General features: G+C 34.7%; 31 protein-coding genes, 3 pseudogenes and 1 riboswitch. Of the genes and pseudogenes, 16 read left to right on the forward strand and 18 right to left on the reverse strand.

Annotation, left to right across the window (positions count from 1 at the left end):
* Nucleotides 1–90: 90 nt before the first annotated feature.
* From EKQ63_RS25505 to EKQ63_RS25515, 3 genes are read left to right on the forward strand one after another with little or no spacing between them, the layout of a single operon-like run.
* Nucleotides 91–324, forward strand: a complete 234-nt coding sequence (locus tag EKQ63_RS25505) for a DUF3953 domain-containing protein (RefSeq protein WP_071722156.1) — start codon at nucleotides 91–93, stop codon at nucleotides 322–324.
* A 24-nt stretch (nucleotides 325–348) separates the two neighbouring features.
* Complete coding sequence (locus EKQ63_RS25510; protein WP_071722154.1) at nucleotides 349–588, forward strand: hypothetical protein; 240 nt, start codon at nucleotides 349–351, stop codon at nucleotides 586–588.
* Between the two features lie 9 nt (nucleotides 589–597).
* Complete coding sequence (locus EKQ63_RS25515) at nucleotides 598–828, forward strand: DUF3953 domain-containing protein (protein WP_087954004.1); 231 nt, start codon at nucleotides 598–600, stop codon at nucleotides 826–828.
* A 63-nt stretch (nucleotides 829–891) separates the two neighbouring features.
* Here the strand turns inward: EKQ63_RS25515 and luxS are convergent, their stop codons facing one another.
* Nucleotides 892–1,365 carry an S-ribosylhomocysteine lyase LuxS gene (gene luxS, locus EKQ63_RS25520; RefSeq protein WP_074602366.1) on the reverse strand — a complete coding sequence of 158 codons (474 nt, stop codon included), beginning with the start codon at nucleotides 1,363–1,365 and terminating at the stop codon, nucleotides 892–894.
* A gap of 128 nt (nucleotides 1,366–1,493) precedes the next feature.
* Here luxS and yidD point away from each other — a divergent pair, with 128 nt between their 5' ends.
* Nucleotides 1,494–1,730: a membrane protein insertion efficiency factor YidD gene (yidD, locus tag EKQ63_RS25525; protein ID WP_000809329.1), complete on the forward strand. Its 237-nt coding sequence runs from the start codon at nucleotides 1,494–1,496 to the stop codon at nucleotides 1,728–1,730.
* On the opposite strand, the gene EKQ63_RS25530 is transcribed toward yidD, so the two are convergent.
* Nucleotides 1,727–2,290, reverse strand: coding sequence for a beta-class carbonic anhydrase (locus tag EKQ63_RS25530; protein WP_000838160.1), 564 nt, complete (start codon nucleotides 2,288–2,290; stop codon nucleotides 1,727–1,729). The genes yidD and EKQ63_RS25530 overlap by 4 nt on opposite strands.
* 224 nt (nucleotides 2,291–2,514) lie before the next feature.
* On the opposite strand from EKQ63_RS25530, the gene cydA reads away from it, so the two are divergent.
* The gene (gene cydA, locus EKQ63_RS25535; RefSeq protein WP_001286198.1) at nucleotides 2,515–3,864 is read left to right on the forward strand and encodes a cytochrome ubiquinol oxidase subunit I; all 1,350 of its coding nucleotides are present in this window, start codon (nucleotides 2,515–2,517) and stop codon (nucleotides 3,862–3,864) included.
* Nucleotides 3,854–4,882, forward strand: coding sequence for a cytochrome d ubiquinol oxidase subunit II (gene cydB / locus EKQ63_RS25540; protein WP_000017662.1), 1,029 nt, complete (start codon nucleotides 3,854–3,856; stop codon nucleotides 4,880–4,882). The genes cydA and cydB overlap by 11 nt, the downstream gene beginning before the upstream one ends.
* A 167-nt stretch (nucleotides 4,883–5,049) precedes the next feature.
* Here the strand turns inward: cydB and EKQ63_RS25545 are convergent, their stop codons facing one another.
* Entirely contained in the window at nucleotides 5,050–5,283 is a 234-nt protein-coding gene (locus EKQ63_RS25545; RefSeq protein ID WP_140168638.1) for a spore germination protein, read from the reverse strand.
* Between the two features lie 82 nt (nucleotides 5,284–5,365).
* Nucleotides 5,366–6,190 (reverse strand): S-layer homology domain-containing protein, encoded by an 825-nt coding sequence (locus tag EKQ63_RS25550; RefSeq protein ID WP_087995811.1) that lies wholly within the window; start codon nucleotides 6,188–6,190, stop codon nucleotides 5,366–5,368.
* A gap of 708 nt (nucleotides 6,191–6,898) precedes the next feature.
* On the opposite strand from EKQ63_RS25550, the gene EKQ63_RS25555 reads away from it, so the two are divergent.
* Together EKQ63_RS25555 and EKQ63_RS25560 are read left to right on the forward strand one after the other, a co-directional pair.
* On the forward strand, nucleotides 6,899–7,933 hold the full coding sequence (locus tag EKQ63_RS25555) for a YdcF family protein (protein WP_143881615.1): 1,035 nt from the start codon (nucleotides 6,899–6,901) through the stop codon (nucleotides 7,931–7,933).
* A 187-nt stretch (nucleotides 7,934–8,120) separates the two neighbouring features.
* Nucleotides 8,121–8,993 carry a YitT family protein gene (locus EKQ63_RS25560; protein WP_000411240.1) on the forward strand — a complete coding sequence of 291 codons (873 nt, stop codon included), beginning with the start codon at nucleotides 8,121–8,123 and terminating at the stop codon, nucleotides 8,991–8,993.
* A gap of 71 nt (nucleotides 8,994–9,064) precedes the next feature.
* Here the strand turns inward: EKQ63_RS25560 and EKQ63_RS25565 are convergent, their stop codons facing one another.
* The 5 genes from EKQ63_RS25565 to EKQ63_RS25585 form a co-directional block, all read right to left on the reverse strand.
* Nucleotides 9,065–9,319 carry a hypothetical protein gene (locus EKQ63_RS25565; protein ID WP_143881616.1) on the reverse strand — a complete coding sequence of 85 codons (255 nt, stop codon included), beginning with the start codon at nucleotides 9,317–9,319 and terminating at the stop codon, nucleotides 9,065–9,067.
* Nucleotides 9,320–9,416: 97 nt separating this feature from the next.
* Nucleotides 9,417–10,232 carry a DUF4247 domain-containing protein gene (locus EKQ63_RS25570; RefSeq protein ID WP_088327160.1) on the reverse strand — a complete coding sequence of 272 codons (816 nt, stop codon included), beginning with the start codon at nucleotides 10,230–10,232 and terminating at the stop codon, nucleotides 9,417–9,419.
* Nucleotides 10,233–10,244: 12 nt separating this feature from the next.
* Nucleotides 10,245–10,751, reverse strand: a complete 507-nt coding sequence (locus EKQ63_RS25575) for a DUF4178 domain-containing protein (RefSeq protein ID WP_000051759.1) — start codon at nucleotides 10,749–10,751, stop codon at nucleotides 10,245–10,247.
* A gap of 21 nt (nucleotides 10,752–10,772) precedes the next feature.
* Nucleotides 10,773–11,177, reverse strand: coding sequence for a DUF350 domain-containing protein (locus EKQ63_RS25580; RefSeq protein WP_000220322.1), 405 nt, complete (start codon nucleotides 11,175–11,177; stop codon nucleotides 10,773–10,775).
* Nucleotides 11,178–11,257: 80 nt separating this feature from the next.
* The gene (locus EKQ63_RS25585) at nucleotides 11,258–11,923 is read right to left on the reverse strand and encodes a PspA/IM30 family protein (RefSeq protein ID WP_088327162.1); all 666 of its coding nucleotides are present in this window, start codon (nucleotides 11,921–11,923) and stop codon (nucleotides 11,258–11,260) included.
* 403 nt (nucleotides 11,924–12,326) lie between these two features.
* On the opposite strand from EKQ63_RS25585, the gene EKQ63_RS25590 reads away from it, so the two are divergent.
* The 5 genes and pseudogenes from EKQ63_RS25590 to EKQ63_RS25610 form a co-directional block, all read left to right on the forward strand.
* Nucleotides 12,327–12,905 carry a lipoprotein BA_5634 family protein gene (locus tag EKQ63_RS25590; protein WP_088327164.1) on the forward strand — a complete coding sequence of 193 codons (579 nt, stop codon included), beginning with the start codon at nucleotides 12,327–12,329 and terminating at the stop codon, nucleotides 12,903–12,905.
* Between the two features lie 135 nt (nucleotides 12,906–13,040).
* A pseudogene (locus tag EKQ63_RS25595) lies at nucleotides 13,041–13,172 on the forward strand (YolD-like family protein); the annotation flags it as partial.
* Between the two features lie 170 nt (nucleotides 13,173–13,342).
* Nucleotides 13,343–14,715, forward strand: a pseudogene (locus tag EKQ63_RS25600) (WXG100 family type VII secretion target).
* Nucleotides 14,672–15,073 carry a hypothetical protein gene (locus EKQ63_RS25605; RefSeq protein WP_014893454.1) on the forward strand — a complete coding sequence of 134 codons (402 nt, stop codon included), beginning with the start codon at nucleotides 14,672–14,674 and terminating at the stop codon, nucleotides 15,071–15,073. The pseudogene EKQ63_RS25600 and the gene EKQ63_RS25605 overlap by 44 nt, the downstream one beginning before the upstream one ends.
* Before the next feature lie 112 nt (nucleotides 15,074–15,185).
* Nucleotides 15,186–15,284, forward strand: a pseudogene (locus EKQ63_RS25610) (IS3 family transposase); the annotation flags it as partial.
* A gap of 49 nt (nucleotides 15,285–15,333) precedes the next feature.
* Here EKQ63_RS25610 and EKQ63_RS25615 read toward each other — a convergent pair.
* Genes EKQ63_RS25615 through EKQ63_RS25625 form a run of 3 tightly spaced genes read right to left on the reverse strand, consistent with a single transcriptional unit; the run spans nucleotide 15,334 to nucleotide 17,730 of the window.
* On the reverse strand, nucleotides 15,334–15,501 hold the full coding sequence (locus EKQ63_RS25615; RefSeq protein ID WP_000989597.1) for a FeoB-associated Cys-rich membrane protein: 168 nt from the start codon (nucleotides 15,499–15,501) through the stop codon (nucleotides 15,334–15,336).
* A gap of 16 nt (nucleotides 15,502–15,517) precedes the next feature.
* Nucleotides 15,518–17,506, reverse strand: a complete 1,989-nt coding sequence (gene feoB / locus EKQ63_RS25620; protein ID WP_088327166.1) for a ferrous iron transport protein B — start codon at nucleotides 17,504–17,506, stop codon at nucleotides 15,518–15,520.
* Nucleotides 17,503–17,730, reverse strand: a complete 228-nt coding sequence (locus EKQ63_RS25625; protein WP_087953081.1) for a FeoA family protein — start codon at nucleotides 17,728–17,730, stop codon at nucleotides 17,503–17,505. The genes feoB and EKQ63_RS25625 overlap by 4 nt, the downstream gene beginning before the upstream one ends.
* A gap of 194 nt (nucleotides 17,731–17,924) precedes the next feature.
* Nucleotides 17,925–18,026: riboswitch (TPP riboswitch) on the forward strand.
* 86 nt (nucleotides 18,027–18,112) lie between these two features.
* On the opposite strand from EKQ63_RS25625, the gene thiT reads away from it, so the two are divergent.
* Nucleotides 18,113–18,781 carry an energy-coupled thiamine transporter ThiT gene (gene thiT, locus EKQ63_RS25630; RefSeq protein ID WP_087953082.1) on the forward strand — a complete coding sequence of 223 codons (669 nt, stop codon included), beginning with the start codon at nucleotides 18,113–18,115 and terminating at the stop codon, nucleotides 18,779–18,781.
* 209 nt (nucleotides 18,782–18,990) lie between these two features.
* Here thiT and EKQ63_RS25635 read toward each other — a convergent pair whose 3' ends face one another.
* From EKQ63_RS25635 to EKQ63_RS25660, 6 genes are all read right to left on the reverse strand, one after another.
* Entirely contained in the window at nucleotides 18,991–20,841 is a 1,851-nt protein-coding gene (locus EKQ63_RS25635; RefSeq protein WP_087953083.1) for a sensor histidine kinase, read from the reverse strand.
* The gene (locus EKQ63_RS25640; RefSeq protein ID WP_087994072.1) at nucleotides 20,838–21,527 is read right to left on the reverse strand and encodes a response regulator transcription factor; all 690 of its coding nucleotides are present in this window, start codon (nucleotides 21,525–21,527) and stop codon (nucleotides 20,838–20,840) included. Before EKQ63_RS25640 ends, EKQ63_RS25635 begins: the two co-directional genes overlap by 4 nt.
* Before the next feature lie 39 nt (nucleotides 21,528–21,566).
* A complete protein-coding gene (locus tag EKQ63_RS25645; protein ID WP_087953085.1) occupies nucleotides 21,567–22,187 on the reverse strand; it encodes a class D sortase in 621 nt (206 codons plus the stop codon).
* 89 nt (nucleotides 22,188–22,276) lie between these two features.
* Nucleotides 22,277–22,753: an LPXTG cell wall anchor domain-containing protein gene (locus EKQ63_RS25650; RefSeq protein ID WP_087953086.1), complete on the reverse strand. Its 477-nt coding sequence runs from the start codon at nucleotides 22,751–22,753 to the stop codon at nucleotides 22,277–22,279.
* Between the two features lie 178 nt (nucleotides 22,754–22,931).
* Nucleotides 22,932–23,264: a hypothetical protein gene (locus EKQ63_RS25655; protein ID WP_000415599.1), complete on the reverse strand. Its 333-nt coding sequence runs from the start codon at nucleotides 23,262–23,264 to the stop codon at nucleotides 22,932–22,934.
* Between the two features lie 184 nt (nucleotides 23,265–23,448).
* Entirely contained in the window at nucleotides 23,449–23,664 is a 216-nt protein-coding gene (locus EKQ63_RS25660; RefSeq protein WP_143881617.1) for a hypothetical protein, read from the reverse strand.
* Nucleotides 23,665–23,825: 161 nt separating this feature from the next.
* Here EKQ63_RS25660 and hpt point away from each other — a divergent pair, with 161 nt between their 5' ends.
* Together hpt and EKQ63_RS25670 are read left to right on the forward strand one after the other, a co-directional pair.
* The gene (gene hpt / locus EKQ63_RS25665; protein ID WP_001019304.1) at nucleotides 23,826–24,353 is read left to right on the forward strand and encodes a hypoxanthine phosphoribosyltransferase; all 528 of its coding nucleotides are present in this window, start codon (nucleotides 23,826–23,828) and stop codon (nucleotides 24,351–24,353) included.
* 82 nt (nucleotides 24,354–24,435) lie between these two features.
* A complete protein-coding gene (locus EKQ63_RS25670; protein ID WP_071722123.1) occupies nucleotides 24,436–25,338 on the forward strand; it encodes a diacylglycerol/lipid kinase family protein in 903 nt (300 codons plus the stop codon).
* The last annotated feature ends 1 nt before the right edge of the window (nucleotide 25,339 follow it).

A 25,339-nucleotide genomic window follows, 5' to 3' on the forward strand; every position in this document is an offset into this window, starting at 1 on the left:
TCGCTACGTATAGAATAAAATCTTGAGCAATTTAGCATTTACAAACACGTAATAAAATAGAGGATGATTTTTTAAAAAGGGGAGATTTATATGCTAAAAACATTACGAATTATATCCACCCTTATCGTCATCGCTCTCGCTCTATTTGAAATGTTTACTAACGCACTTATTATAATGCCCTATACCCTCATCGCTTTATCCATTATGACCTTCATCATGAGCGCAGAAGAAAAACAGAAACAAAAGAAAGTATATAGTACACTCGCCTTCTTTTCTAGCGTATTCATTTTAATCGTTGCTATTATAATTTTTGTCTCTCAATAACTATCTTTCTACTAGGAGGTTCAAATGCATATAAGAAAATTACAGCTAACCATCGTTTTTACTACTTTGATCTTATGTTTATACAGCACATTTACAATGAACTTTCAAATCCTTTCACCTATCATTTTGTTCCTTTTTAGTTTATATGGCATTTTAGTAGGCATTGAGACAATTCAAAAACAACAAAAGCAAATTGGAGTCATTAGCATCGGTTTAAGCATGTTTACAATTATTTTTGTTATTCCATTTATACTGTTCTACTAAAGGAGGATTATGTTTAAAAACACTCGAATTATACTCGCAACAATTGCCCTCATCCTCGCTATATTTAGCCTCTTTGCAAATATCTCTATACTTTTGTCATTCGTATTTATCCTTTTAAGTATTATGTTTCTCCTTTTTGGAATCGATGAAATAAAAGAGCAGCAAAAAGCAAAAACATTTGTTTATTTTCTCGGTTCTGCTTTTGTTTTATATGTTGGAGTGTCTAGTTTATTTTTATAAAAAAGAAGAATATGGTGACTCTTAACAAAATAAAAAAACTGCCCTTTCACAGGCAGTTTTTCTTTATCCAAATACTTTCTCAAGTTCCTCTTTATCTTGGCTTAACCAGAAGTTCATTAAGCGTTTTGCTCCTTCTAAATCGTGAAGCTTCGCTTGACCACATTGCGTTTCATTTGCAGCTGGAATTTCTGTAATTTGAACCGCATCTTTTAATGTTAGTTCTAATAAATCAATAATTTCTCGAACTGTCGGTGTTCCGCTTACTACAAGGTAGTATCCTGTTTGGCAGCCCATTGGTGAAATATCGATAATATCGAAATGTGGATAACGATCAATATATTTACGTAAATTAAATGCTAATAAATGTTCTAACGTATGAATAACATCTGGTTTCATTGCTTGTTTATTCGGTTGGCAAAAACGAATATCAAATTTATTTACAATACCGTCACTACCTACATTGTGAACTCCGCAATGTCTTACATAAGGTGCCTTTACAATCGTATGATCTAATTCAAAGCTTTCTACTGATGGCATACAACATCTCTCCCGCTTTTAATTTAATTCCGTTATATCCAATATGATATAACGGAAATGCACATTAGTAAAGTATTATGTACAGTCGTGCTATAATACTTTAAGAATATGCTGAAAAGGAGATCGTTATGAAACAGATTTTTATTGGGATTATACGCTTTTATCAAAAGTTCATTTCTCCGATGACACCACCAACTTGCCGCTTTTATCCAACTTGTTCTCATTACGGATTAGAGGCGTTTCAAAAGCATGGCGCATTCAAAGGCTTTTGGCTTACTTGTAAGCGTATATTAAAATGTCACCCTTTCCATCCAGGAGGATTTGATCCTGTCCCAGATAAAAAGGATGACAAAGTACATTCTTAATTTTCGTAACCATTCACAACTAAATCTAATTTTCCTGTATCAGGATCGATAACAAGACCGTGAACAGGTACTTCTTCCGGAAGTAATGGGTGGTTGCGAAGTACTGATACGCTATGTTCTACACTTTCTTCCACACTAGAGAAACCGCGCAAGAATTGTTCTAAATCGATTCCAGAATAACGAAGCATATCTAATTTCTCTTCTGTTATACCGCGTTCTTTCATTTTCTCAATCGTACTGCTTGCTTGAATTTTTGCCATACCACAATCATGGTGACCAACTACACATACTTCATCAGCGCCAAGTTCATATACAGCGACTAAAATACTACGCATAATACTTCCAAATGGATGTGAAATAACAGCGCCTGCTACTTTAATAATTTTCACATCGCCGTTACGCATATTCATCGCTTTCGGCAATAGTTCAACAAGTCTTGTATCCATACAAGAAATAATTACCATCTTTTTGTTTGGAAATTTCCCCGCTACAAACTCTTCATACTTTTTCTCTTCAACAAATTTCTCATTGTATTGCAAAATCTCTTCTAATGACTTCATAGTAAGGAACCCTCTTTTCTCTCGTTTACACTACATAAATAGTGTACCAAAATATGAAAAACACAAAAAGGATATCGCTTTATAGTAAAAATAAGATATTTTCAGATAATCGACATAATTCTTTCAAAATATACACACAGCTTTGTAACAAGTTTCACATACTTTAAACGCATTTTCACTATAAACTGATTGTAGATAATGTAAAAAAGGAGTGAATATTTATTATGTCCGACGTTCTGTTACTGAGTCGTTTTCAATTTGCAATTACTGTTTTTTATCATTTTTTATTTGTGCCTTTGACAATCGGACTTGTGATTTTAGTAGCGTGTATGGAGACTCAATACGCCCGCACATTGAATCCAACATACCGCAAAATGGCAAATTTCTGGGGTAAATTATTTACAATTAACTTCGTAATGGGGATTATAACCGGGATTACGATGGAATTCCAATTTGGAACAAACTGGTCTGAGTACTCAAAATATATGGGAGATATTTTCGGATCCCCTCTCGCAATCGAAGCACTCGTTGCCTTCTTCTTAGAATCTACTTTCATGGGAATATGGTTATTCGGTAAAGACAAAATTTCACCAAAGTTCCGTGCCTTCTGTATGTGGATGGTCGCACTTGGAACAAATATTTCCGCACTTTGGATTATTACAGCAAACGGCTTTATGCAAAACCCTGTTGGCTACGTCGTACGTAACGGCCGCGCTGAATTAAATGATTTCTGGGCACTCGTTACGAATCCATACGCTTGGAATATGTTTTTCCATACTGTAGTTGGTTGTTATATTGTTGGTGCTTTCTTCGTTATGGCAATTAGTGCCTATCACTTATTACGTAAAAATGAAGTTGAATTCTTCAAAAAATCATTTAAGTTTGGCTTAATGTTAGGCTTATTCGCCGCAACAATTACACCGTTTATGGGACATCAATCTGGTGTATCAGCAGCTAAATATCAACCTGCTAAAGGTGCTGCGATGGAAGCTGTTTGGGAAACTGGAAAAGGACAAGGCTTCTCAATTGTGCAAATTCCTGATGTAAAAAACGAGAAGAACTTTGAATTCCTAACGATTCCAAAGTTAGGAAGCTTCTTCTATACAAATTCATTTGATGGCGAAATTGTTGGTTTAAAAGATATTCCGAAAGAAGATCGTCCAAATGTTAACCTCGTGTACTATAGCTTCCGCTTAATGGTTGCACTTGGCATGTTCTTTATGGCATTAACTTGGTACGGTTTCTATTTAAATCGAAAAGGAAAACTAGAAAACTCAAAACGTTACTTAAAAATTACAATATGGTCTGTTTTACTACCATATATCGCAATTAATGCTGGTTGGATTGTTGCCGAAGTAGGTCGTCAACCATGGACAGTATATAAACTAATGCGTACCGCAGAATCTGTATCACCTATATCTGTCCCACAAATTTGGTTCTCATTAATTAGTTTAATCTTGTTCTACACTTTACTTTTAATCGCAGACGTATACTTAATGCTGAAGTTCGCAAAAAAAGGACCAGCAGCATTAGAGGAACCTGCTACTGAGGGAGGTGCAGCTCATGTCTCATGATATGCTTGCGATTATCTGGTTTGGTTTATGGGGCGTGATTTGGACAGTTTACTTTATTCTTGATGGATATGCACTTGGTAACGGAATGATTTTTCCTTTCGTTACGAAAGACCGACAAGAACGAAATCAATTACAAGAAGCAATTGGCCCGTTCTGGGGCGGTAATGAAGTGTGGTTAATTACAGCTGGTGGCGCAACATTTGCTGCCTTCCCAGTCACATATGCAAATATGTTTAGTTATTTATATACACCGTTATTCTTAGTATTACTTGCACTATTTGCTCGTGCTGCTGGACTTGAATTCATGCATAAAGATGATTCACCAATTTGGCAAAAAACTTGTAAATGGGCATTTGCAATTGGTAGTTTCTTAATTGCTTTCCTATTCGGTGTTACATTTGCTAATCTTTATTACGGACTACAAATCGGAAAAAATGGCTATGAAGGAAATTTACTTAGTTTACTAAATCATTACGGCATTTTAGGAGGTCTGTTCTTTACAGCTATATTCGTCGTATCTGGTGCACTTTGGGTTATGATTAAAACAACTGGTGAAGTATCTGACCGTGCTTATAAAATCGCTAGACCATTTTCAATGGCAGCTGCTATCATTTTAGCTATTTTCTATGTAGCAACTGCAAATCGTACAAATTTATTCCAAAACTTCACGGAATATCCTGTACTATTCATTCTTCCAGTACTTGCAATGTTAATGAGTGTACTCGCACTTATTATGGTGTACAAACACAAAATTGGTCTTGCATTCACATTCGTTTGCTTAACAATCGCAATGTTTATGACAACTGGCTTTGCGGGTATGTTCCCAAGAATGTTACCATCTCGTATTAATGATGCTTATAGTACAACGTTATACAACGCGGCTGGTAGTCAATTAAACTTAAAAATTATGTTCTTCGTTGCAATGGTTATGGTACCAATTGTTATTGGATATCAACTTTGGAGTTACAGTATCTTTAAAAATAAAATCCATAAAGACTCTGCTAAAGGGTATCACTAAAATGAAAAAAGACACTTCGTTTGAAGTGTCTTTTTTATACGTATGATTTTCGATAAGATGTTATACTTCTAATCTAACAACTATAATACAGAAGAATCATTAACAGCTCACAAATAAATTGTAGCACAGCATAAACATGTTACTTTATGCAATTTTGCATATAAAAATTATAACGTAGATTGGATTACTTGATCATATACATCGCTATCTACTACATCGGCTGTACTAACCCCGCTAAACGTTTGTACTTTTATTCCTGTATTCGATGATCCCGATCCATTATAAGCTTTCGTTTTTTCAATCGGCTGCACGTTATATTTATCTCCTAAATTAATCGTTCCATTGCAGTTTTCAATAATAACTCCTTCCACAACTGACGGCATTTTGTCACCTACTTTCATTTCCTTACTTTCATTTTATGAAAAGTGCCTAAAAAAATAGCATGTTTCCATAAGAAAAAGCACTCAGACTGAGTGCTTTTTCTTATTTACCTTTTTTCTTTTTCTCACAAGCAATTCCATCTCCATCACGGTCTAAATGCTTACCGTAATATGGACTATCTCTTGTAATGTCATAATATCCCGCATCGTTTGCTTCTTTACAGTTAGCAAAACGTTTTGGATCTGGCTTTACTTCTGGTTTCGGTTCTGGTTTTACTTCTGGTTTCGGCTGTGGTTGTTTTGCTCCTGGTCTTTCTTCAAGTGGTAACGTTGCATTATATAAGAACTGAACATATTGCTCACGACTTACATGCATTCTAGGTGCGAATGTACCGTCACCAGTTCCAGCTGTAATATAATTTGATTTAATTGCAGTAATCGCAGGATTCGCCCATCCATTTCTATCTACATCCGTGAAATTATGATCCCCTCTAATTTGCAATTGGAATCCTCTTGTCAAAATTTGTGCCATTTCTTCACGAGTTAACGCATCTTTCGGTCTGAATTTCCCTGTGTTATCTCCAACGAATACGCCCATCTCTGTTAAAGCAAGAATCTCTTTTTTAAACATAGTTGAACGATCCGTAACATCTTTATATGGATTGTTATACTGTTCTTTTACTGTCGGTTTTAAGTGACGGAACATAAGAGCTGCAACTTGCTCACGCGTTACATCATCACCAAATCCAAAAAGTCCATTTCCGTATCCAGCAACAACGTTTTTATTTGCTAAATCCATAATTGCTTTATAAGACCAATGATTGTTTGGAACATCTTTAAAACCTGCGTTTGCCTCCGCTGTTCCAATTGAAGTAAATGCTGTAGTTGCAACAAGTGCACTTGTTAAAATTAATTTCTTAAATCTCATACTTAAGTCTCCTTCTCTTTCCATAATAACCTTTTAACAATATAACAAATTATTCAAATGTATTTTGTCATATTCTGTCGAACACAAAAAAGAATCCTGCAGGATTCTTTTTTGCTAAGCATGAATGGCAATTTTGGAGACAGTTGACTTTTTCAAAAATTTATTAGGGGTAATATTTTGAAAAAGAAAGCCTTTCATATGTAGGTTAACACTACTGGAATATATAGTAAATTGATAATGTTTATACGGAAGATTGCTAATGTTTAGTATAGATACTTTCCACTATATCAACAGTGAAAAGTATCTACATGAAACAACAAAAAGGCGCCTTCAAAGAAGACGCCTTTCATAAACAGACACTATAAAACAGAATTATGTATTGTTATACGATTGTTAGATACAAAAAGTAGAGGGAAATGTTTGTATTAAATTCTATTTTATAAAGTATGTCTACCACTTATATTTTAATCCTCTTCACTTGAAAATAAATATAATATGCATAATTACATACAAAAAAGAAAAGACACTCCATAGAGTGCCTCTTCAACCATTTTACTTTTAATATATCGCTTTACATACATTGTAACATATGTATCCATATATTTTATTGAGAAAATTCAAAATCCTTTTTCTTTCATTTTCAATTATAAAATCATGTAATATAAAAGGTATGTCAAATTCTTATACAAGTTGAGGTGTACTATATTTATGTCTTTCGGAATCATTCCTCTTATATTGTTTATTATTTTTCTTATCTCCTATTTAAAAGATCCACGAAAAATAGTAAATGGGTTTTTATTTAATGCCTTTTTCTGTTCATTTCTATTATTTTGCGCTATAGCCTCATATGAGTCTGGTAGTAATTCTTTACATTTTATCGTTATTATTCCGATGTTAGCGCTCATTGTAATGATACCTTTTGCTATAGTCGCTTTAATGTTTGGGCTATTTCTTAATGCAAAAATTTTAATGCAACGTGAAGGAAGACGCTTCACAAACTCTTTAACTTTAATTGCTGCTTTAGGGATTTTATTCTTTATAATGCTCCCTATTATAAATCCAGCAAGCTTATTCTCAGAGCATTTTCAATTTATTTTTGCTGCTATCTCTCTTATAACTATGTATTTCTTTGTGCATTTATCTAACTTCTTAAGCGCGTATTTTTTATACCAATTCAACAGACCAAGACGTAATCAAGATTTCATTATCGTTCTTGGTAGTGGCTTAATTAATGATAAAGTACCACCTTTACTTGCAAGTCGTATTCATAAAGCAATCGACTTTTACTGCAAACAAGCCGCTGTAAATACGCCACCAACAATTATTTTCTCTGGTGGACAAGGTCCAGATGAAGGTCTTCCAGAGGCAGAAGCGATGCAAAAGTACGCTGTTGAAAAAGGAATTCCGCTTGAACATACAGTGCAAGAAAATCGCTCTGTAAACACATATCAAAATATGTTATTCTCTAAAGAAATTATGGATTCTTTAAAGCCTGAAGGTAAGTATAATAGTATCTTTACAACGAACAACTTCCACCTATTCCGCGCTGGTATATATGCAAGACAAGCAGGTCTTAATAGCCAAGGAATTGGATCAAAAACAGCCTTTTATTATTGGCCTAATGCAATGATTCGTGAGTATGTTGCAATCGTTGTGATGGGACGTAAGCGCCATATGAAAATATGTGGAACTATTTTAGGTTTTGCTTTATTCCTAACAGTCCTTAGTTTTATTGTTTCTTAATAGCATCCCATCCTTTGAAAGGATGGGATTTCTTATACTCATTTCAAAAATATTTTAAAGTTAATATGGTCATAATATTCCCTGCATACATCCATTAAAGGAGAAATTTTTCAAATTAAATGTTAAAATGGAATGTAGGTGTGAATTACGTAACAAATAAGAAACTAGTTTGAAACGAGGAAATTATATGGAGAAAATTATCAAAAACAAGCCCAATAAGCTAAAAATTGCTTCTAAAGCTTTGATGATTATTATTGGGGCATTTATCACAGCGTACGGATTAGAAGCAGTATTAATTCCAAATAACGTATCAGACGGTGGTGTAACTGGTTTAAGTATCGTTAGTTCAAGATTGTTTGGATTGCCATTAGGAGCTCTAATCGCAGTTATTAACATTCCTTTCGTTTGGTTAGGATATAAGCAAATCGGTAAAAGCTTTGCGATTTATTCTATTATCGGGATTGCTTCATTAGCAATAGGTACCGTTGTCATGCACGGAATACCAGCTATTATTGAGGGCGATACATTATTAGTTACAGTTGTTGGTGGTATTATCATCGGTTTTGGTATGGGACTAGCATTACGTAACGGCGGGGCATTAGATGGAATCGATATGCTAGCTGTATTGCTTTCTCGTAAGTTACCATTTGGAACGAGTGACCTTATTTTATTCTTAAACATGTTCGTATTTATTTTCGTATCAACTGTATTCGGTCTTCAAGGAGCTATCCTTTCGGCAATTGCTTATTTTATTGCTTCGAAAGTGATTCATATCGTTGAAGTTGGTTTAAGTGGTTCGAAAGCATTTAAAATTATTACAAAAGAGCCTGAATTAATGGTAGAAACCATTCGCGATCGTTTAGGCCGAAGTGCAACATATAACGAAGTATACGGTGGTTATTCAAGAGAGAAATTCAAAGAAATTTCTTGTGTAATTAACCGTTTAGAAGAAAGTAAAATGAAAGAACTTATTAACGAAATCGATCCACACGCCTTTATTACAGTTTATGACGTAGCAGAAGTAAAAGGCGGTAACTTTAAGAAACGTGATATTCATTAATCTTTATGAAAAAAGAGGGTGTGCCAATATGCTGGCACACCCTCTTTTTTATCGTTGTCAGTTTTTGTCGGTTAGTCGATATATTTCAATAATCGCTGATATATTTTTACTCCCCCCCATCTTCCCCCGCTCTTAATCCATGCCACGTATTTTTGAAAGGCTGGCACTTCTTGTTGGAAACGAAGCGGAACATACAGAAAAAGAGTACATGTACATAGTATCCATAGAATACCTACTACAAAGTGAAATTTCATCGTTGTGCTAATGAATAAACTTAAGAATAAGACGAGGAACATAATTACACTAAATCTTTTATACATAGTCATAATAATCTCCTCCTTATAACTTCATTGTACCAGCTACAAGGAATTAATTTCCATAAAAAAAAGACCGAAAAGCAAATTTCACTTTCCGGTCTCTACACTATCTTCTCTTCGTAATCTTTCCTGAACCACCGACCCTCGTTTTCGGAGGAGAGGTATTCCTTGGTGGCGTTTTAATAGATGATTTCGGCTTCACATCTGATCCGCTCGAACCACCTGGTGTTTTCGTTATTTTCCCTTTGCTTCCAGTAGAAGGCGGAGGCGTGCTACTTCCTTTTTTCGTAATACTTCCTGTATCTCCTACAGAAGATTTCGAATCTACATTATCGCCACGCTTAATGATAGACCCTTTCCCTTCCTTCGTAATTGGAGGCGGGGTTTTCTTTTCTTCTTTCGTAGGCGGTCTCTCTGGAATAACTGGTTTATGATTTTGTCTGTCATTATATCCGCGATAATCACCGTACGATGATTTTCGTGAACCGAATATATCATTTAATATACTACCCATAATATATCCTTGCAGGAAGGACGGTTGGTAATTTTGACGGACAAACTCTTTATTACTTATTTCAATTAACGTATCAGATGGCTTCTCTTTATCCCTTTGCAGATTATAAATCTTATCAGAATAAACGAGGAACATTTGATTTTCGTCTTCTTTAGATGCTTGCTTCGGTTCTCTTTCATTAATGAGTTCCTTCGCGACTTCAGGAACTGACCGATTGGCGGCCCTATACACGTAAGATTCTTGTTTACCTTCTTTTGCGACAGATTCAAGTGGATAACGGTCTTGAATCGACTTTGTCTGTCCGCCTTGACAACCTGATAAGGCATATCCAGCAACAACAAGTAATGTAACGATAGCAAGTATAGGGATCACGAACGATTTAATCATGGTAAACAATCGGTTTGACATGATTACGCCCCCTTACGTTGCTCTTATAATTTGTACATCAGCAGGAATAATTGCTTCTCCCTCATACATCATTGTGCGACCATTTTGCCATTCGATACGTAATAATTTTCGATTATCTGATTGGAATTCCCATACATACTGTTCTTCTGAAGCTGAGAATGGTGTTTTCCCCATCACAACAACACGTCCGTTATATTGCTCTTCCATATGGTACTCTGTATCATCCATCTCAATTGTCGTCGGAATTTCATCAATCGAATCTAAACGACCATCAATTGGTGTATATAATTTGTAATACGTATTTTCACGGTCTTCAATTTTTAAATAACGAATATCTTTCCCGTCTTGCAGCGTTAAAACAATTTCTTTACGAGAATGCATACTCGTTTTCCCAATTAATTCATACATGACTAATGAAACTTCAACCATATCGCCAGGAGCTAACGTTAACAAACTTTTCTCTGGTTTCGGTGGTTCTGGGCTTTTCATTATATTTTTAATTCGTTTAAATAAACTCATAATCTATCCCTCCTTCTCTCTTTATAAACAAGCACCTAAAATAAGTGCACCAACTATATGTAATGATCCGGCCAACATCGCGTGAGCAACACTGCCTTCTTTCGTACCTTCTTCTAAATCTAAGCCAGCCATTTTCTTTAAAACAAATTCGATAAACATTTCTACTACTAATAAAATAACGAAAGAAACTGCTGATGCAAGTAATGCTTGCCATAAGTCATTTGCTTTCGTTATCGATTGAGATAAAATGTACCCTTGCGCGAATAATTTCATAACGAAACGAGTTGTTACAGCTGTATTCCCATTTTTTATTTCTTTTAAATCATTGTATTTTGTAAAAATTGAATCAACCCACATAATTGCAAATAAAAGTACTGCACTCGCTCCAGTCCATACAAGCATGGCTAATACATTTGTCCATGTCATTGCAAAACCTCCTCTAAAAAATAATAGAAAACCGACATGAATTTGTTTAGACATGTCGGTTCATTTGTCTCTATTCTATATTATTTCTCATACTGCTTCATAATACGAGCTAATTCATCGTCAACAGCAGAATTTTTGTTTAAGCTTGCGAATTCGTCATCTAATGATTTTCCTTTTTTGTATACTTCACCGCTTGCTTCTGCTTCAGCCTCTAATTGAAGAGCTTTCTCTTCCATACGGCTTAAACCAGCTTTTGCTGAGTTTGAATCAAATCCAGACATCGCCTGATTAATATTCTTTTGTGCTTTCGCCGCATTTACACGTGCCACAAGTGTTTCACGTTTATTTTTCAGCTCTGTTAATTGCTTACGCATTTCTTCTAGCTTCAGGCGAAGATTATCAGCAGCAGCTTTGTTTTGCTCATAGCTTGCTTTATACTCATTCATCTTTTGCTCTGCGTTTTGTTTTTCTTCTAGTGCACGACGCGCAAGGTCAAGATTGCTTGCTTGAACAGCCATATGAGCTTGCTCTTCACGTTTTTTCACAAGTGCTTCTTGCTCTTCAAATAATATTTTGAATTTCTTCTCAAGTGCAATTTGAGCTGCTACACTTTTCTCAGCTTCTTGTACATCCGCTTGCATATCGCGTAAATATTGATCCGTCATCTTAACTGGATCTTCCGCTTTTTCAATTATTGAATACACATTCGACATTGTTAAATCTCTTAATCGTTTAAATACAGACATTCAAATTCCTCCTATGATATACCTCATATTTCAAATTCACTACTTGGAAAACTGAAAAATCTCCCTTTACAGTAAAGAATATTCATTTTTACAGCCTATGTGTTCATTATAACAAAACTAATATGTCCTTACATGTTATTTCCAAAATACAGCCAATATAATATGACATTACCTACAAAACATTGTATTCCTAATATATTCTCATTAATTCTCTTCAAAATTGACTCATTTTTATGTACTTTCACTAAATTACATTATTGTAATGTTACTGTAAGCTAACTCGATAGTTACGTCTCCCTATTTCTTATACACTAATACCAGAAGCGACAAACAAGCTTCTCATCATTTCAAAACTAATACAAAAATTGTATTTACTATAAAACATATAAAAGGAGAAATCATCATGAAAAAATTAGTAGGAATCGGGTTAGCAGCAGCAATTTCATTTGGAGCATTATCAGGTTGTTCTTTATTAGGAGAGAAAGCGAACGGTTTTGTACTTTATGGATCAGAAGAACAAGTTCAGCAAATTACAGATAAAAACAAAAAAGAAGTGAAAGAAAAAGACTTCTATAAAATGAAAATGACAACATTAGAAGGTAAAAAAGTTCTTGTCATGGATAAGAAAACTGGTGAAGAACTGGTGAAGAAAGAATTACTTAACAAAGTGGATGCAAAAGACGACACGAAGCCACTTGATAAATTACCAGCTATAACAGCAGAACAAGGTGTATTATTCGCAAAAGAGAAAGTAGAAAATGCTGCACTTGATGGGGCAAAATTAAAATATGAAGGCAACACAATTATCGGAAGTGGCCGTGCATATACAGATATGTATGCGATTGTTGATGACGCAACTTACAGCAATGTAAAAGGTGAAGAAAAATCTGTAGGTGTATTAAAATTTGATAAGGATCCAAGTAAAGAATTCCCTGGAAAGAATGGTGTAGAATCATCACAACTTGTAAAAATTAAAAAGTAAAACAAAAAAGCTTCGTGAAATTGAAGTGCACCCCAATTGTTAGACACATAATTAACAATTGGAGGTGCATTTTTTATAGCTAAATTTTCTTCAAAAGATAAAATACAAGCAATAAAACGATATCTAGAAGGTACTGAAGATGTTTTTTTACTTACTAACTATATGACTGTCGTTGACATTGATCCGCTGAATAAATCTATAATTTGTACGGATGCATTTTATAATAATATGACTTTGAAGTTTATTGATATTATTGATGCAAAATAAAAAACCGCTCACAATCGTGGCTCTAATTGTTACTTTACATACACATAAGCTTTATTTACAATTAAGCAGGTTTCATTTCACATCAATATTATTATACTAATCTAAAGTTTCCGTATTTACATTTTTTTCTTTTTATCTCATAATTTTAATTGGGGAAAGGGAGGAAATAAATGGTTCAAATCAAAGTGACACCTGAAATGCTAGAAGAAGTTGCTAATCGTGCAAATAATACCAGAATCGCATTAGAATCTATACACAATAATCTATGTAATGAAATAGATCATTTATGTTTTCAATGGATTGGTGCCTCTAACCAACAGTTCATTCAAATGTTCAATGATGCAAGACCAAAAGCTTTTACATCTATCAATTCGATTATAAAAGTGGAAGAGGATTTGAAACGAATTGCCGAAAAATTCCGTACCGCAGATGCTTCATATGATGGAAATCTTGAAGAAGGAGCAATGTGTGGTAAGTTAAATAGTGAGAAAAATGATGGATCTTTACGTGACAAGGTTTGGCATGGTCTCAAGGAAACTTATGAGGATTTTAGTAAAGTAAAAAATTCCGATGAGTCTTTATATGATAAATTTAAATATGGTATCGATGCAGCATATAAAGATGTGAATAAAATAAAAGACACTTAGGTGTCCCCTATCACTTAAAAAAAGGAATGGGCGACGCTATAGGTGATGAATTATTAGGACTTGCAGATGCAGTTATCCATCCAATTGACACATTTAATAACACGATTGAAGCCGTTTCTCATCCAGTCGAGACATTCAATACGATAAAACAAACAATTTCTGATTCTTGGAATCGTGATGTTACCAATGGTGACTCGTATAGTGGTGCAGAATGGTATGGAAGCGCGGCTGGTCATACTATATTGGCTGTTGGACAACTATTCGTAGGAACAAAAGGCGTGGATAAAATTGCAATGTTGAATCCTGGCACAAAATTAGCTGAGATTTCACGAACTGCTAATCAAAGCTTGCAAGACGCTGCATCCTTATTCAATCGTAATCGCAATGAGTTTGCTTTAACTGGTGGAAATAATATACGCTCTGTATTTGATACACCTGATTTTAGAGCAGCTGAGGAAAAGCTATCGACCCATCAGTTTGCTAGGGGGGAAGGAACTTCCAGTGGGAACACGCCATATAAATTTGACTCATCACTTATGGAGCATGTTTTTCATGGTGAAGTAAGACAAAAATGGTGGGGATTAAAAGCTGTTGGTTATCATCACGAGAATATGATGGGGGGAGAGATAATTCGCGTTACTAGGCCACCAAATCCTGCAGGAGTATATGTTGCAGAGGTAAAGATTGATGGTATTGTAAAACAAGCTAAATCTTCATTTTTCCCTAAGGATTGGAATAGAGTCCAGGTAGTTGATTCTATTAAAGAAGCATATACCAATCGTGTTCAAATCGCTCCAAATAAATACGTAGGGCAAACTTCTTCTGGATTTAAAGTTGAGATGATTATTGAAAATGGAGAAATTACCACCGCTTATCCAAAATATACGAGAAGATAGTGAGGTTGTATTAATGAATTATTCACATGAATTTTGGCGTGACCCATTTGGTGGACTAAGAATTCGTTTACCAAAAGAAATTGCTATTGTATCTGACTTTATAGAAAACCTAGATGAAGATGAAGCGGATGAATACATAGAAGTTTTAGACCATGTCGTAGAGGGAAAGTACCCTAGTTATGAACTAGAATACAATGCTGCTGCTGTATTTATTGAACCTAAATATACAAGCGCGATTAATTATTACATTAGCCCACCAAATAATCAATGTAAATTAGAAACTTCAGAATTTAGGAGATTACTTTTGCTTTGGAGAAATAAAGTGATGACAGAAGGCCGAGATATTGAAGTAGATTAAAAAGACTGCCTGTAATGAAGTGCACCCCAATTGTTAGACACATAATTAACAATTGGAGGTGCATTTTTTATGGCTAAATTTTCTTCAAAAGATAAAATACAAGCAATAAAACGATATTTATATTCATTACTACAATCACAAAAGAATTAAAACAAAACTAAAAGGATTGTCCCCTGTGCAATACAGAGTTCAATCCTTAGTAGCTGCTTAATATATTTGTCTAACTTTTTGGGTTCAATTCAAATTCGCAAAGCTTTTTTCTATTTATGAGCAATTTGCTCCATATCCGGACTACATGTTTGTGACTGACATGACTTATTTAAAGAACATGCGGCGCATTTTCCCTTTTTACTTCTCTTTACAAAATTAACTAACGTGTATGCTGCATAACCAAAAATGATAGCTCCAATTATAATATTGACCATCATCACAATACATCTCCTTCTAGAATCCGAGTAAGGATCCAACTTGGTATATAATGAACGTTAATACATAAGCAACAACGAGTGGATACACGACAGAGAAAATCGTCCACTTCGCTGATCCTGTTTCACGTTTAATAACGGCTACTGTCGCTAAACACGGAACATATAATAAAATAAAGAACATAAATGCATAAGCTGATAATGCTGTATAATGTGCTCCCATTACGTTTCCAAGCACATCTTCTTTCACCGCATAAATAATTGCCATTGTAGAAACGACAACTTCCTTCGCTAAAAATCCTGTTAAAAGGGATGCTGCAGCTTGCCACGTTCCAAAGCCAAGCGGTGCAAATAGTGGTGCGATAAATCCACCAATCATTGCTAAGAAACTGTCTCCCATATCAACACCAAATCCTGATGGACCTGCATAATTTAATAGCCAAATGACAACAGAACCACCGAAGATAAATGTACCTGCTTTACGAACAAATCCTTTCCCTTTCTCCCATGTGCTCAGCCATAATGTTTTTGCTTGTGGCACGCGATAAGGAGGTAGTTCAATGACGAAAATAGACTTTTCCGCTTTTAAAATGGTAAGAGACATAATTTTTGTAACTAATAACGCAAGGACAATCCCTGCAACATATAAAGAAAACACAACAGTCGCCTGACTATGCGGGAAGAATACGCCCGCAAATAACGCATATACAGGTAAACGTGCCGAACAAGACATAAATGGCGTTACAAGAACTGTAAGTAAACGTTCTTTTTCTTGTTCAATCGTTCTCGCTGCCATAATACCTGGAACATTACATCCGAAACCGATAATCATTGGAATGAACGCTTTTCCATTCAAGCCGAAGAATTCCATAATTCTATCCATAACAACTGCAATTCGCGCCATATACCCTGAGTCTTCTAATAATGAAATGAAAAAGAATAATGCAAAGATTTGTGGAACGAATACTAATACGGCACCAACACCGGCAATAATACCTTCTGTAACGAGTGCTTGAATAAAATCAGAAGCTCCAACACTTGTAAGTCCAGCTGTCACCCAATCCGTAAGCTTTCCACCAAAAAACTCATCTAACATATCAGATAATGGTGTACCAATCCACGTAAACGTAACCTGAAAAATAAAAAACATAACTGCTAAAAAGATTGGAAGTCCTAAAATTTTATGTGTAATTAATCTATCAATTTTTTCTGAAAAAGGAATTTTCCCTTCTTTCTCATGCTTCATAACATTTGTTTTTAACTTTTCAATATACGCTTCACGAGTTTTGTAAATGTGCTCTTCCAACGTACAATCAAGTTTTCCTTCTAAGCGAGATCGAATGGCTACAAGTTCCTTATAAATTGGTAATGCTTTCATTTCTTTTTCTACTACTTCGTTATTACTTAAAAATTGAAGAGCTAACCATCTTGGATGCTCATAATTCGCTTTCTCTAAAAGAGAAATTACCTCTTCGATTCCTTCATCCATTTGTACACCATATGAAATAAGGAATGGCTTTTTCTCTTTTTTGTCATTTTCTTTAAGAGTCGCAAGTAGTTCTTCACAGCCTTTTCCACTTCTTGCAACGACAGGAACGACTGTTACACCTAATTGTTCTGATAATCGTTTTACATCAATTACAATTCCTCTTTGCTTCGCCACATCAATCATATTTAAACCAATTGAAACTGGCTTACCAAATTCAAGTAATTGCAACGTTAAATGCATATTTCGTTCAAACTGCGAGGAATCCACAATATTTAACATATGCTGAAATTCTTCTGTTAGTAGAAAGTTTGTTACAACACCTTCATCACGTGAAACTGGATTCAAGTCATAAACGCCTGGTAAATCAATTAATGTTCCTTGCTTATCTTTTAATTTACCAACCTTCTTTTCTACTGTTACACCACTCCAGTTTCCTACATACTCATAAGAACCAGTAAGTGCATTAAATAACGATGTCTTCCCTGTATTCGGGTTCCCTAGCAAAGCAACCTTATTCACGCTAATTCCACCTTTATCATTTTCGCGTCACAATGACGAATACTAATTAACTGTCCACGACACTCCAATGTACAAGGACCTTTGAACATCGCTTTTTGTTTCATACGAAGTTCGCTTCCTTCAGAAAGACCGAAAGCAGCTAGTCTTCTCTTTAATAGTTGATCTAAAGAATGAACGCTTTTTACTAACACTTTCTCACCAATTTTAATATCTACTAAACTCATAAACTTCCCCCTCAGAAGAGAATGATAATTATTTTCAAAAAAATTATATCATACTCTATTTCACTTGGACTATAACTTTTTACTTCATATTTATTAACATTTTGCTACAATTCTATTTCAATTATTGTCATACTGTATTCATTTGCCATTCTCATCCATTTCGCTTACAATAAACAGTAGCAAATAAAGAATCTCGTTATCACAGGGGGAGCCATGTCGCTGAGAGGGAACACTTCGTTCCGACCCTTCGAACCTGTTAGTTAATGCTAACGCAGGGATTGTGCAAACGTCCGAAATACATACCTCATTTTTATTTACGTATTTCGTATCCTCCTATGATATCTATTCTTTTTTGTACAACTTGGATTTAGGGGGAGACAACATGCGTAACACCAATTTACAAGCGATGATCGAATCTGCTATTCTTGCAGCCTTCGCCCTGGTCATCGATATTTTACCATTATCAATTAAACTTCCAACAGGCGGTTCCATTTCATTTGCTATGATTCCTATTTTTATTATTGCATACCGCTGGGGCTTTAAATCAGCTTTCTTAGGTGGTTTAGTTTGGGGACTATTACAAATTGTCGTGGGAGATGCTTACATTTTAACACCTATTCAAGCATTCATTGAGTACTTCATTGCCTTTGCTTTTATCGGATTTGCTGGCTTATTCTATCGTCCAATTCAAAAAGCACTTTTAACGTCTAATGAAAATAACTTAGAACAATCAAATTTAGGTAGCCGTAAAGACAAACCTTCTTCAAAACAAAACGAAGGAAAAAAAGTTCTTGGTTATATTATCCTTGCTACATTTATCGGTAGCTTTGCTCGCTACTTCTGTCACTTTATTGCCGGTATTATTTTCTGGGGGCAATATGCGCCGAAAGGTCAATCAGCTGTGCTTTATTCATTAATCGTAAATGGTAGTACAATGATTGGTTCCTATATTCTATGTACCGTTTTACTTATATTTTTATTCCTTACTTCACCACGCTTATTCAAGAGCATCAATGCTTATCAAATAAATGCAAACAAAAAGGGCGCTTAATAAGCGCTCTTTTTGTTCATATCGTAATATCAATTAAAAAAACAATAAATGCGCAAAGAAAAATAAATACCATTATACTTAGCCAATTGCTATGCACGGTTCATCGACTCCTTACATAACCTCATTTTCTAACCAGATTATATCGCTTAAAAATAAAGATTAAGTAAAGATAATATGAAAATAAATTAAAAAAGCGTAGCATGCATCATCTACGCTTTTTTCAATAAGTAGAAATAAAATAATACACCATCTTCTGTATTCTTTACTCCATATTCAGCATCATGTAGTTCTAAAATATTCTTTGAAATGGCAAGCCCAAGACCTGTTCCACCTTGCGAACGTTGACGAGCTGCATCCACGCGATAAAAACGATCCCAAATTTTATCTAATTGCTCTTCTTCAATGTGAGTACCTTTATTTTCAATACACACTTTTATACGATCCTTCTCATCTATTGTAGAAATAATAATATCTTCTTTATTTGGTGTATAACGTATAGCATTCGTAATGAAGTTCACGATGACTTGTTCAATCCGGCTTTGATTTGCGACTACTTCAAATGGACCTATATTTTTATGAACATGAAGTTCTTTTTTCTCTATTTCTACAGAAAGGTGTTCACATATATCTTCCATTACTGTATCAATATAAAATGGATCCTTTTTCATTTTATATGTACCTGACTCAAATTTAGCTAACTCCAGCATATCCAAAATTAACGTATCCATTTTATCTACTTCTCGTTCCATCGCTTGAAAATAATACTCCTTTTTATGCTCAGCTACTCCATCTTTTAAAATAGAAATACAGCTTTTCATAATACTCAGCGGTGTTTTTAGTTCATGCGAAACACCAGAAATGAATTCTTTCCGCGTCTTTTCTAATTTTCTTTCCTTTTCAATATCTTGTTCTAGCTGTCCAATATGGGAATGGAGTTTATTGGATAATACATTAATATTTTTCGATAAATCACCAATTTCATCTTTTGAAGTAATCGGTATTTTTTCTGTAAAATCTAAATGCGCTATTTTCTTCGTTGTATCATTTATTTTTAATAACGGCTTTGCAATTTGTTTTGAATAATAGAATGACGCTAGAAAAATAAGAACAACTACAAATGCAATGATGTAAATGTAGTAATCTTGCACCATTTGTACAGCTTCATCTACAGGCTGTAAAGAGGCCATCGCATATATATAAGTTACTGATCCATCTTTTTCTTTTGTTGGCTTGATTAATAATTTATATTTAATATCATTTTTTTCATAGTCCATTGTTTGTATTGCATATTGTATGTGCTTGCTCTCTTTTAATAATAAATCCGTTTGAAATTCTTTTATGTTATCTAAGAAGATGCTATTTTTATAAATTGGATTTATAGGACCTGTTACATCAGGAAGCTGAACTTTCGTAACCCGCCCACTTATGTAAGCATCTAATTCTTGAGCAGATTCTTCCTGGACAGCTGGTTTCTTTTCCTTAGCAAGTTGTTCCCCGGCTGCTCTCTTTTTCTCCTCATTTAATTTCCTTTTCTCCTGAAACGCTTTTTCTAACGGTTTATTAGATCCGCTTAAATTTTGCTTGCCTAACGCGAAATAGAATGGAATATAACTATCATCTTTTTTCACGCCAGAAAAATAAATTTCTTGGCCTAAAAACGGATTTGATGATTTATTATCAATCTCTTCTATATTGACGAGATTGTATAAAGGAATTTTGAATGTTTGTTGTCCAAAACTCTTCTGTTGCTTACGATCTATCGTTACTTCAAAATAAAAATCATCTGCATGTTTTAAATTCCCATTCTGGTCTAATGTCGTAATCCACGTATTATTTTCTCTTAAAAAGTCTTGCTCCAGCTTCTGAATTCCTTCTACACTTCCTGCATAGTTCAAATAATTCTTTTCGAAGGAATTTAAATTCAATTTAATATCTTCCACTTTTCTATTCGCATAATATTGTTTAAAAAATATCGTTTGTCCAATAAATATCGTCGCTAAAATTAACATACATAATGCTGTAGTGAGGATAAATAATTTTAGTACAATCCCTTTTCTCATACATTCCCCTCAAATTTATAACCTGTTCGTACTACAGTTGTAATGTACTTTGCTTTCTCTCCTAATTTATTTCTTAAATTACGAATATGGCTATTAACGGTTCGGTCATCACCAGCAAATTCATATCCCCAAATTCTTGAAATTAATTGCTCTCGTGTTAAAACAATCCCTTGATTTTTCATAAAATACGTTAATATTTCAAATTCTGTATGTGTTAAATTAACGTCTATTCTATCTACCGTAACAGTACGCGACGGAAAATGGACATGGATACCATGAATCGATAATGTATCATCTTCATTCTCTAAAAGTTGCTTTGTCACTTTTCTACTCTCTAACAACCTTTTTGCTCTTGCTAATAAAATTGGTGGGCTATATGGCTTCGTCACATAGTCATCTGCCCCAAGTTCAAATCCAAGTAACGTATCATCTTCATCTACACGTGCCGTCAGCATAATGATAGGAACCTCGGATGTTTTACGGATCCTTCGGCAAACGGACCACCCATCAAGTTCTGGCAACATAATATCTAAAATAACTAAATCAACCTCTTCTTCCTCAAATACAACTAAAGCCTCTTTCCCGTCTCTTGCTTCAAACACTACATATTGCTCACTTAAAAAATAGTCTTTTAATATTTCACGTAATATATCTTCATCTTCCACAATTAAAATATTTTTTGCCATAACTTATGTATCCTCCTCCCGCTTTTAGAAATCATAATTTCACTTTGAATAACTAGCAGTTAACTTCGCCTCGATAATATATCTATCTGGCGCATCCCCTATATAATTAAATGGGTAACAAGTTGTCAGTGTTAATATCGGTTCTTCTTTTTTTATAATAACAGTGCGATCATCCGCATGGGTAATCCATATTTTTTGAATTTCATATGTGTACGTTTTATTATCATACTCTAAAATAAGCTTGTCTTTTTCTTTTAACTCTCCTAAATCTGTAAAGACAGTATCCCTATGCCCACTTAGTACAGTATGTCCCCCTCCAGATGGCGTTGTCGTTACATCACTAACGAACATGCCAACCCCTTTCTTCAGCGTTGCATCATCCGCTCCCCAATATATAGAAAACTTCTTCTTTATTCTCGGTATATTTAACAGTGCAACCTTTTCTCCTTCTTTATGTTCTGTTTGAGAAGAAGGCACTTGGGAAGTTACAGGTGTTTCGTAAGAAAGTTGATTATGTTGTATATTTTCAAGGCTCTTTATTTCTTCTTTCGTTAATTGCCCCGCAGAGCTTTTTCCTTTATACCATTCCATAGCGTAATATGATCCCATACATAGTCCTATGGCAATCAATACAATACCGATATAATTGAGTAACTTCATGTTTCATCCCTCCATGCAAAAAATGGTAGGAATAACCTACCATTTTTAATATATGAAATTATTCCATTCTTTATAGGACAATATTTTAATTACGCCTTAACTTTATTGCGACGATTCAAACCAAATAATGTACCGATTGCTACAAGACATGCACTTAGACCCATCATCACTACATTATTTGATGCAGTGTTTGGTAATTTTTCACCTTGTACAGCTGGCTTTGCTACATCTTTTTTTTGCTGTTCCTTAATTGCGGCTTCTTTTTTTGCCATATCACTTTTTAACTGTTCTTGCGCTATCCTCTTTTTCTCTTCTTCACTTTTTTTCTCAGCTTTTATTGCTTCCTCTTTTTTAGCCATATCATTTTTTTCTTGTACTTGCGCCGCTTGCTTTTTCTCTACTTCACTTTTTTGCTGTTCCTTAATTGCTTCTTCTTTTTTAGCCTTATCTTGCTGCAGTTGCGCCTCTTCCTCCTTCGTTACTGTTCCAGTATCCGCGCTTGCTACTGAAGAATATCCTACTGTTAAAAGTGCCATTGCACAGATTGGTAATAGCTTCTTTTTCATTTCATTTCTCTCCTTTTATACGTTTTACATCACTTCGCATCGGATGTATCACTAGAATAAACAAGAGATATAAATATAAGATGCAGATGAAATATATTTCATTTAAAGATTTCATTGTAGAAAAATAAAAAAACATCGCAATGTATACGATGTTTTTTCGGGTGTGTGTCTCAATTATTTACATGTTACTTTCGCGTGATTTAGAAGTAGAACGGGCCGGAGCGATAACTAATTGTCTCGGCTCAGTTTTCTTTAAGTGATTTTTGACGTTACACTTACGACGTTGAACAACCCACGCTTTAATAGGGTTTGTCAAAATAATTTTTTGCTCTTCGTTAGGGGCCTCTTCTTCCAACCTACAACTTTCGCTCCATTTATTCCATTTCATTGTAAATTTAGAAGAAGAATGATCGTCTTCTCGATCAAACAAGTGCAAAAAATCCATCTCGCCCGCTAGCATTACGGTGTTGCTAGTTGCTAAAAAAGAAAAGGTCGTCCAACGTTTCTCCATGCCCTCCTACTCCTTTTTCACATATAGAGTGCCTAAAACTTAATTTACCTAAAATATGCTTGCCTTTTACCTTACACCCATAGTTTATCCAAAACACTACTATGCAACTATCGATTTCCCTTACAACTACCTTACATTTTTGTAAGAAACAAAAAAACCTTCACTATGCATATGTGAAGGTCTCTTATTTCTTATCTATATGATCTTTCATATCATCAAGTCCAGCTTCTTGTAGCTGCGACATCATACCATGAGAAATTGCGCCTAATACTAAAGTCATTCCAATTAGTGAAATCCGAATCGCTGGTATATCAATTATGTATGCTAACAGGCCAAGAACAATTGTTAATAGCAATGCTTTTATAAATGTTGCACTTGTATACTCTTTCTTTTTCATCATAATCACCCTTTATGGAAGCGTTTTCTTAATGTAATCAGTATATCATATCATCTGACTATTTTGTGGAGATTTTTGTAAAAAACTTATATCTTCTTTGACTTTTTTCTTTCTATCCTTTACAGTCGAAATGTTCGCAAGTTTTACACTGTAGGAGGACTCCAATGAATATTGAAATAAAAGACACTTTAATTTCTGAAGAACAATTACAAGAAAAAGTAAAAGAACTAGCACTTCAAATCGAACGTGATTTTGAAGGAGAAGAAATCGTAGTAATCGCTGTATTAAAAGGATCTTTCGTATTCGCTGCTGATTTAATTCGTCACATTAAAAATGATGTAACAATCGACTTTATTTCTGCATCTAGCTACGGAAATCAAACAGAAACAACTGGAAAAGTAAAACTATTAAAAGATATCGATGTAAACATTACTGGCAAAAACGTAATTGTCGTAGAAGACATTATCGATTCTGGTTTAACACTTCACTTCTTAAAAGATCACTTCTTTATGCATAAACCAAAGGCACTCAAATTCTGTACGTTGCTTGATAAACCTGAGCGTCGTAAAGTGGACTTAAAAGCTGAATATGTTGGCTTCCAAATTCCAGACGAATTTATCGTTGGCTACGGTATCGACTGTGCAGAAAAATATCGTAACTTACCATTTATCGCTTCAGTTGTAACGGAATAATATAATAAAATAAACTTTCATCAATTACTGGTGGAAGTTTATTTTCTATCACAATTCGTAAAAGACAAAGGGAGAGAAAAAAATGACAAAGACAAAATTTGAAAAAGTACTCCTCATCGTAAATCCAAAAGCTGGACAAGGCGACTTACATACAAATTTAACGAAAATCGTACCACCTCTTGCCGCAGCTTTTCCTGACTTACATATCCTTCATACGAAAAAGCAAGGTGATGCAACGAAATATTGCCAAGAGTTTGCTAGTAAAGTAGATTTAATTATCGTCTTTGGTGGTGACGGCACTGTATTTGAATGCACAAATGGCTTAGCACCTCTTGAAACTAGACCTACACTTGCAATCATTCCAGGCGGAACTTGCAATGACTTCTCTCGCACACTCGGCGTTCCGCAAAACATTGCAGAAGCAGCAAAGCTGATCACAAAGGAACACGTAAAACCAGTTGACGTCGCAAAAGCAAACGGACAACACTTCTTAAACTTCTGGGGCATTGGACTCGTATCTGAAGTATCAAACAATATTGATGCAGAAGAGAAAGCAAAGCTTGGTAAAATTGGTTACTACTTAAGCACCATTCGAACTGTCAAAAATGCTGAAACATTCCCAGTGAAAATTACGTACGACGGACAAGTATATGAAGATGAAGCTGTCCTTGTTATGGTTGGAAACGGTGAATACCTTGGCGGTATTCCTTCCTTTATTCCGAATGTAAAATGCGATGACGGAACACTTGATATTTTCGTAGTCAAATCAACAGGTATTCAAGCATTTAAAGATTACATCGGAAAGAAACTATTTGAAGACTCAAATGACAATGACATCTTCCACGTAAAAGCGAAATCCATTCATATTGAAACAGAGGAAGAAAAAGAAGTAGATACAGATGGAGAAAGCTCGCTGCATACACCTTGTCATATTGAATTGTTGCCAGGGCACTTTACGATGATTTATAATCCTGCGGTTGTATAAT

Origin of the sequence: Bacillus sp. BD59S, from assembly GCF_007363175.1 — a bacterium.
GTDB lineage: Bacteria > Bacillota > Bacilli > Bacillales > Bacillaceae_G > Bacillus_A > Bacillus_A pacificus.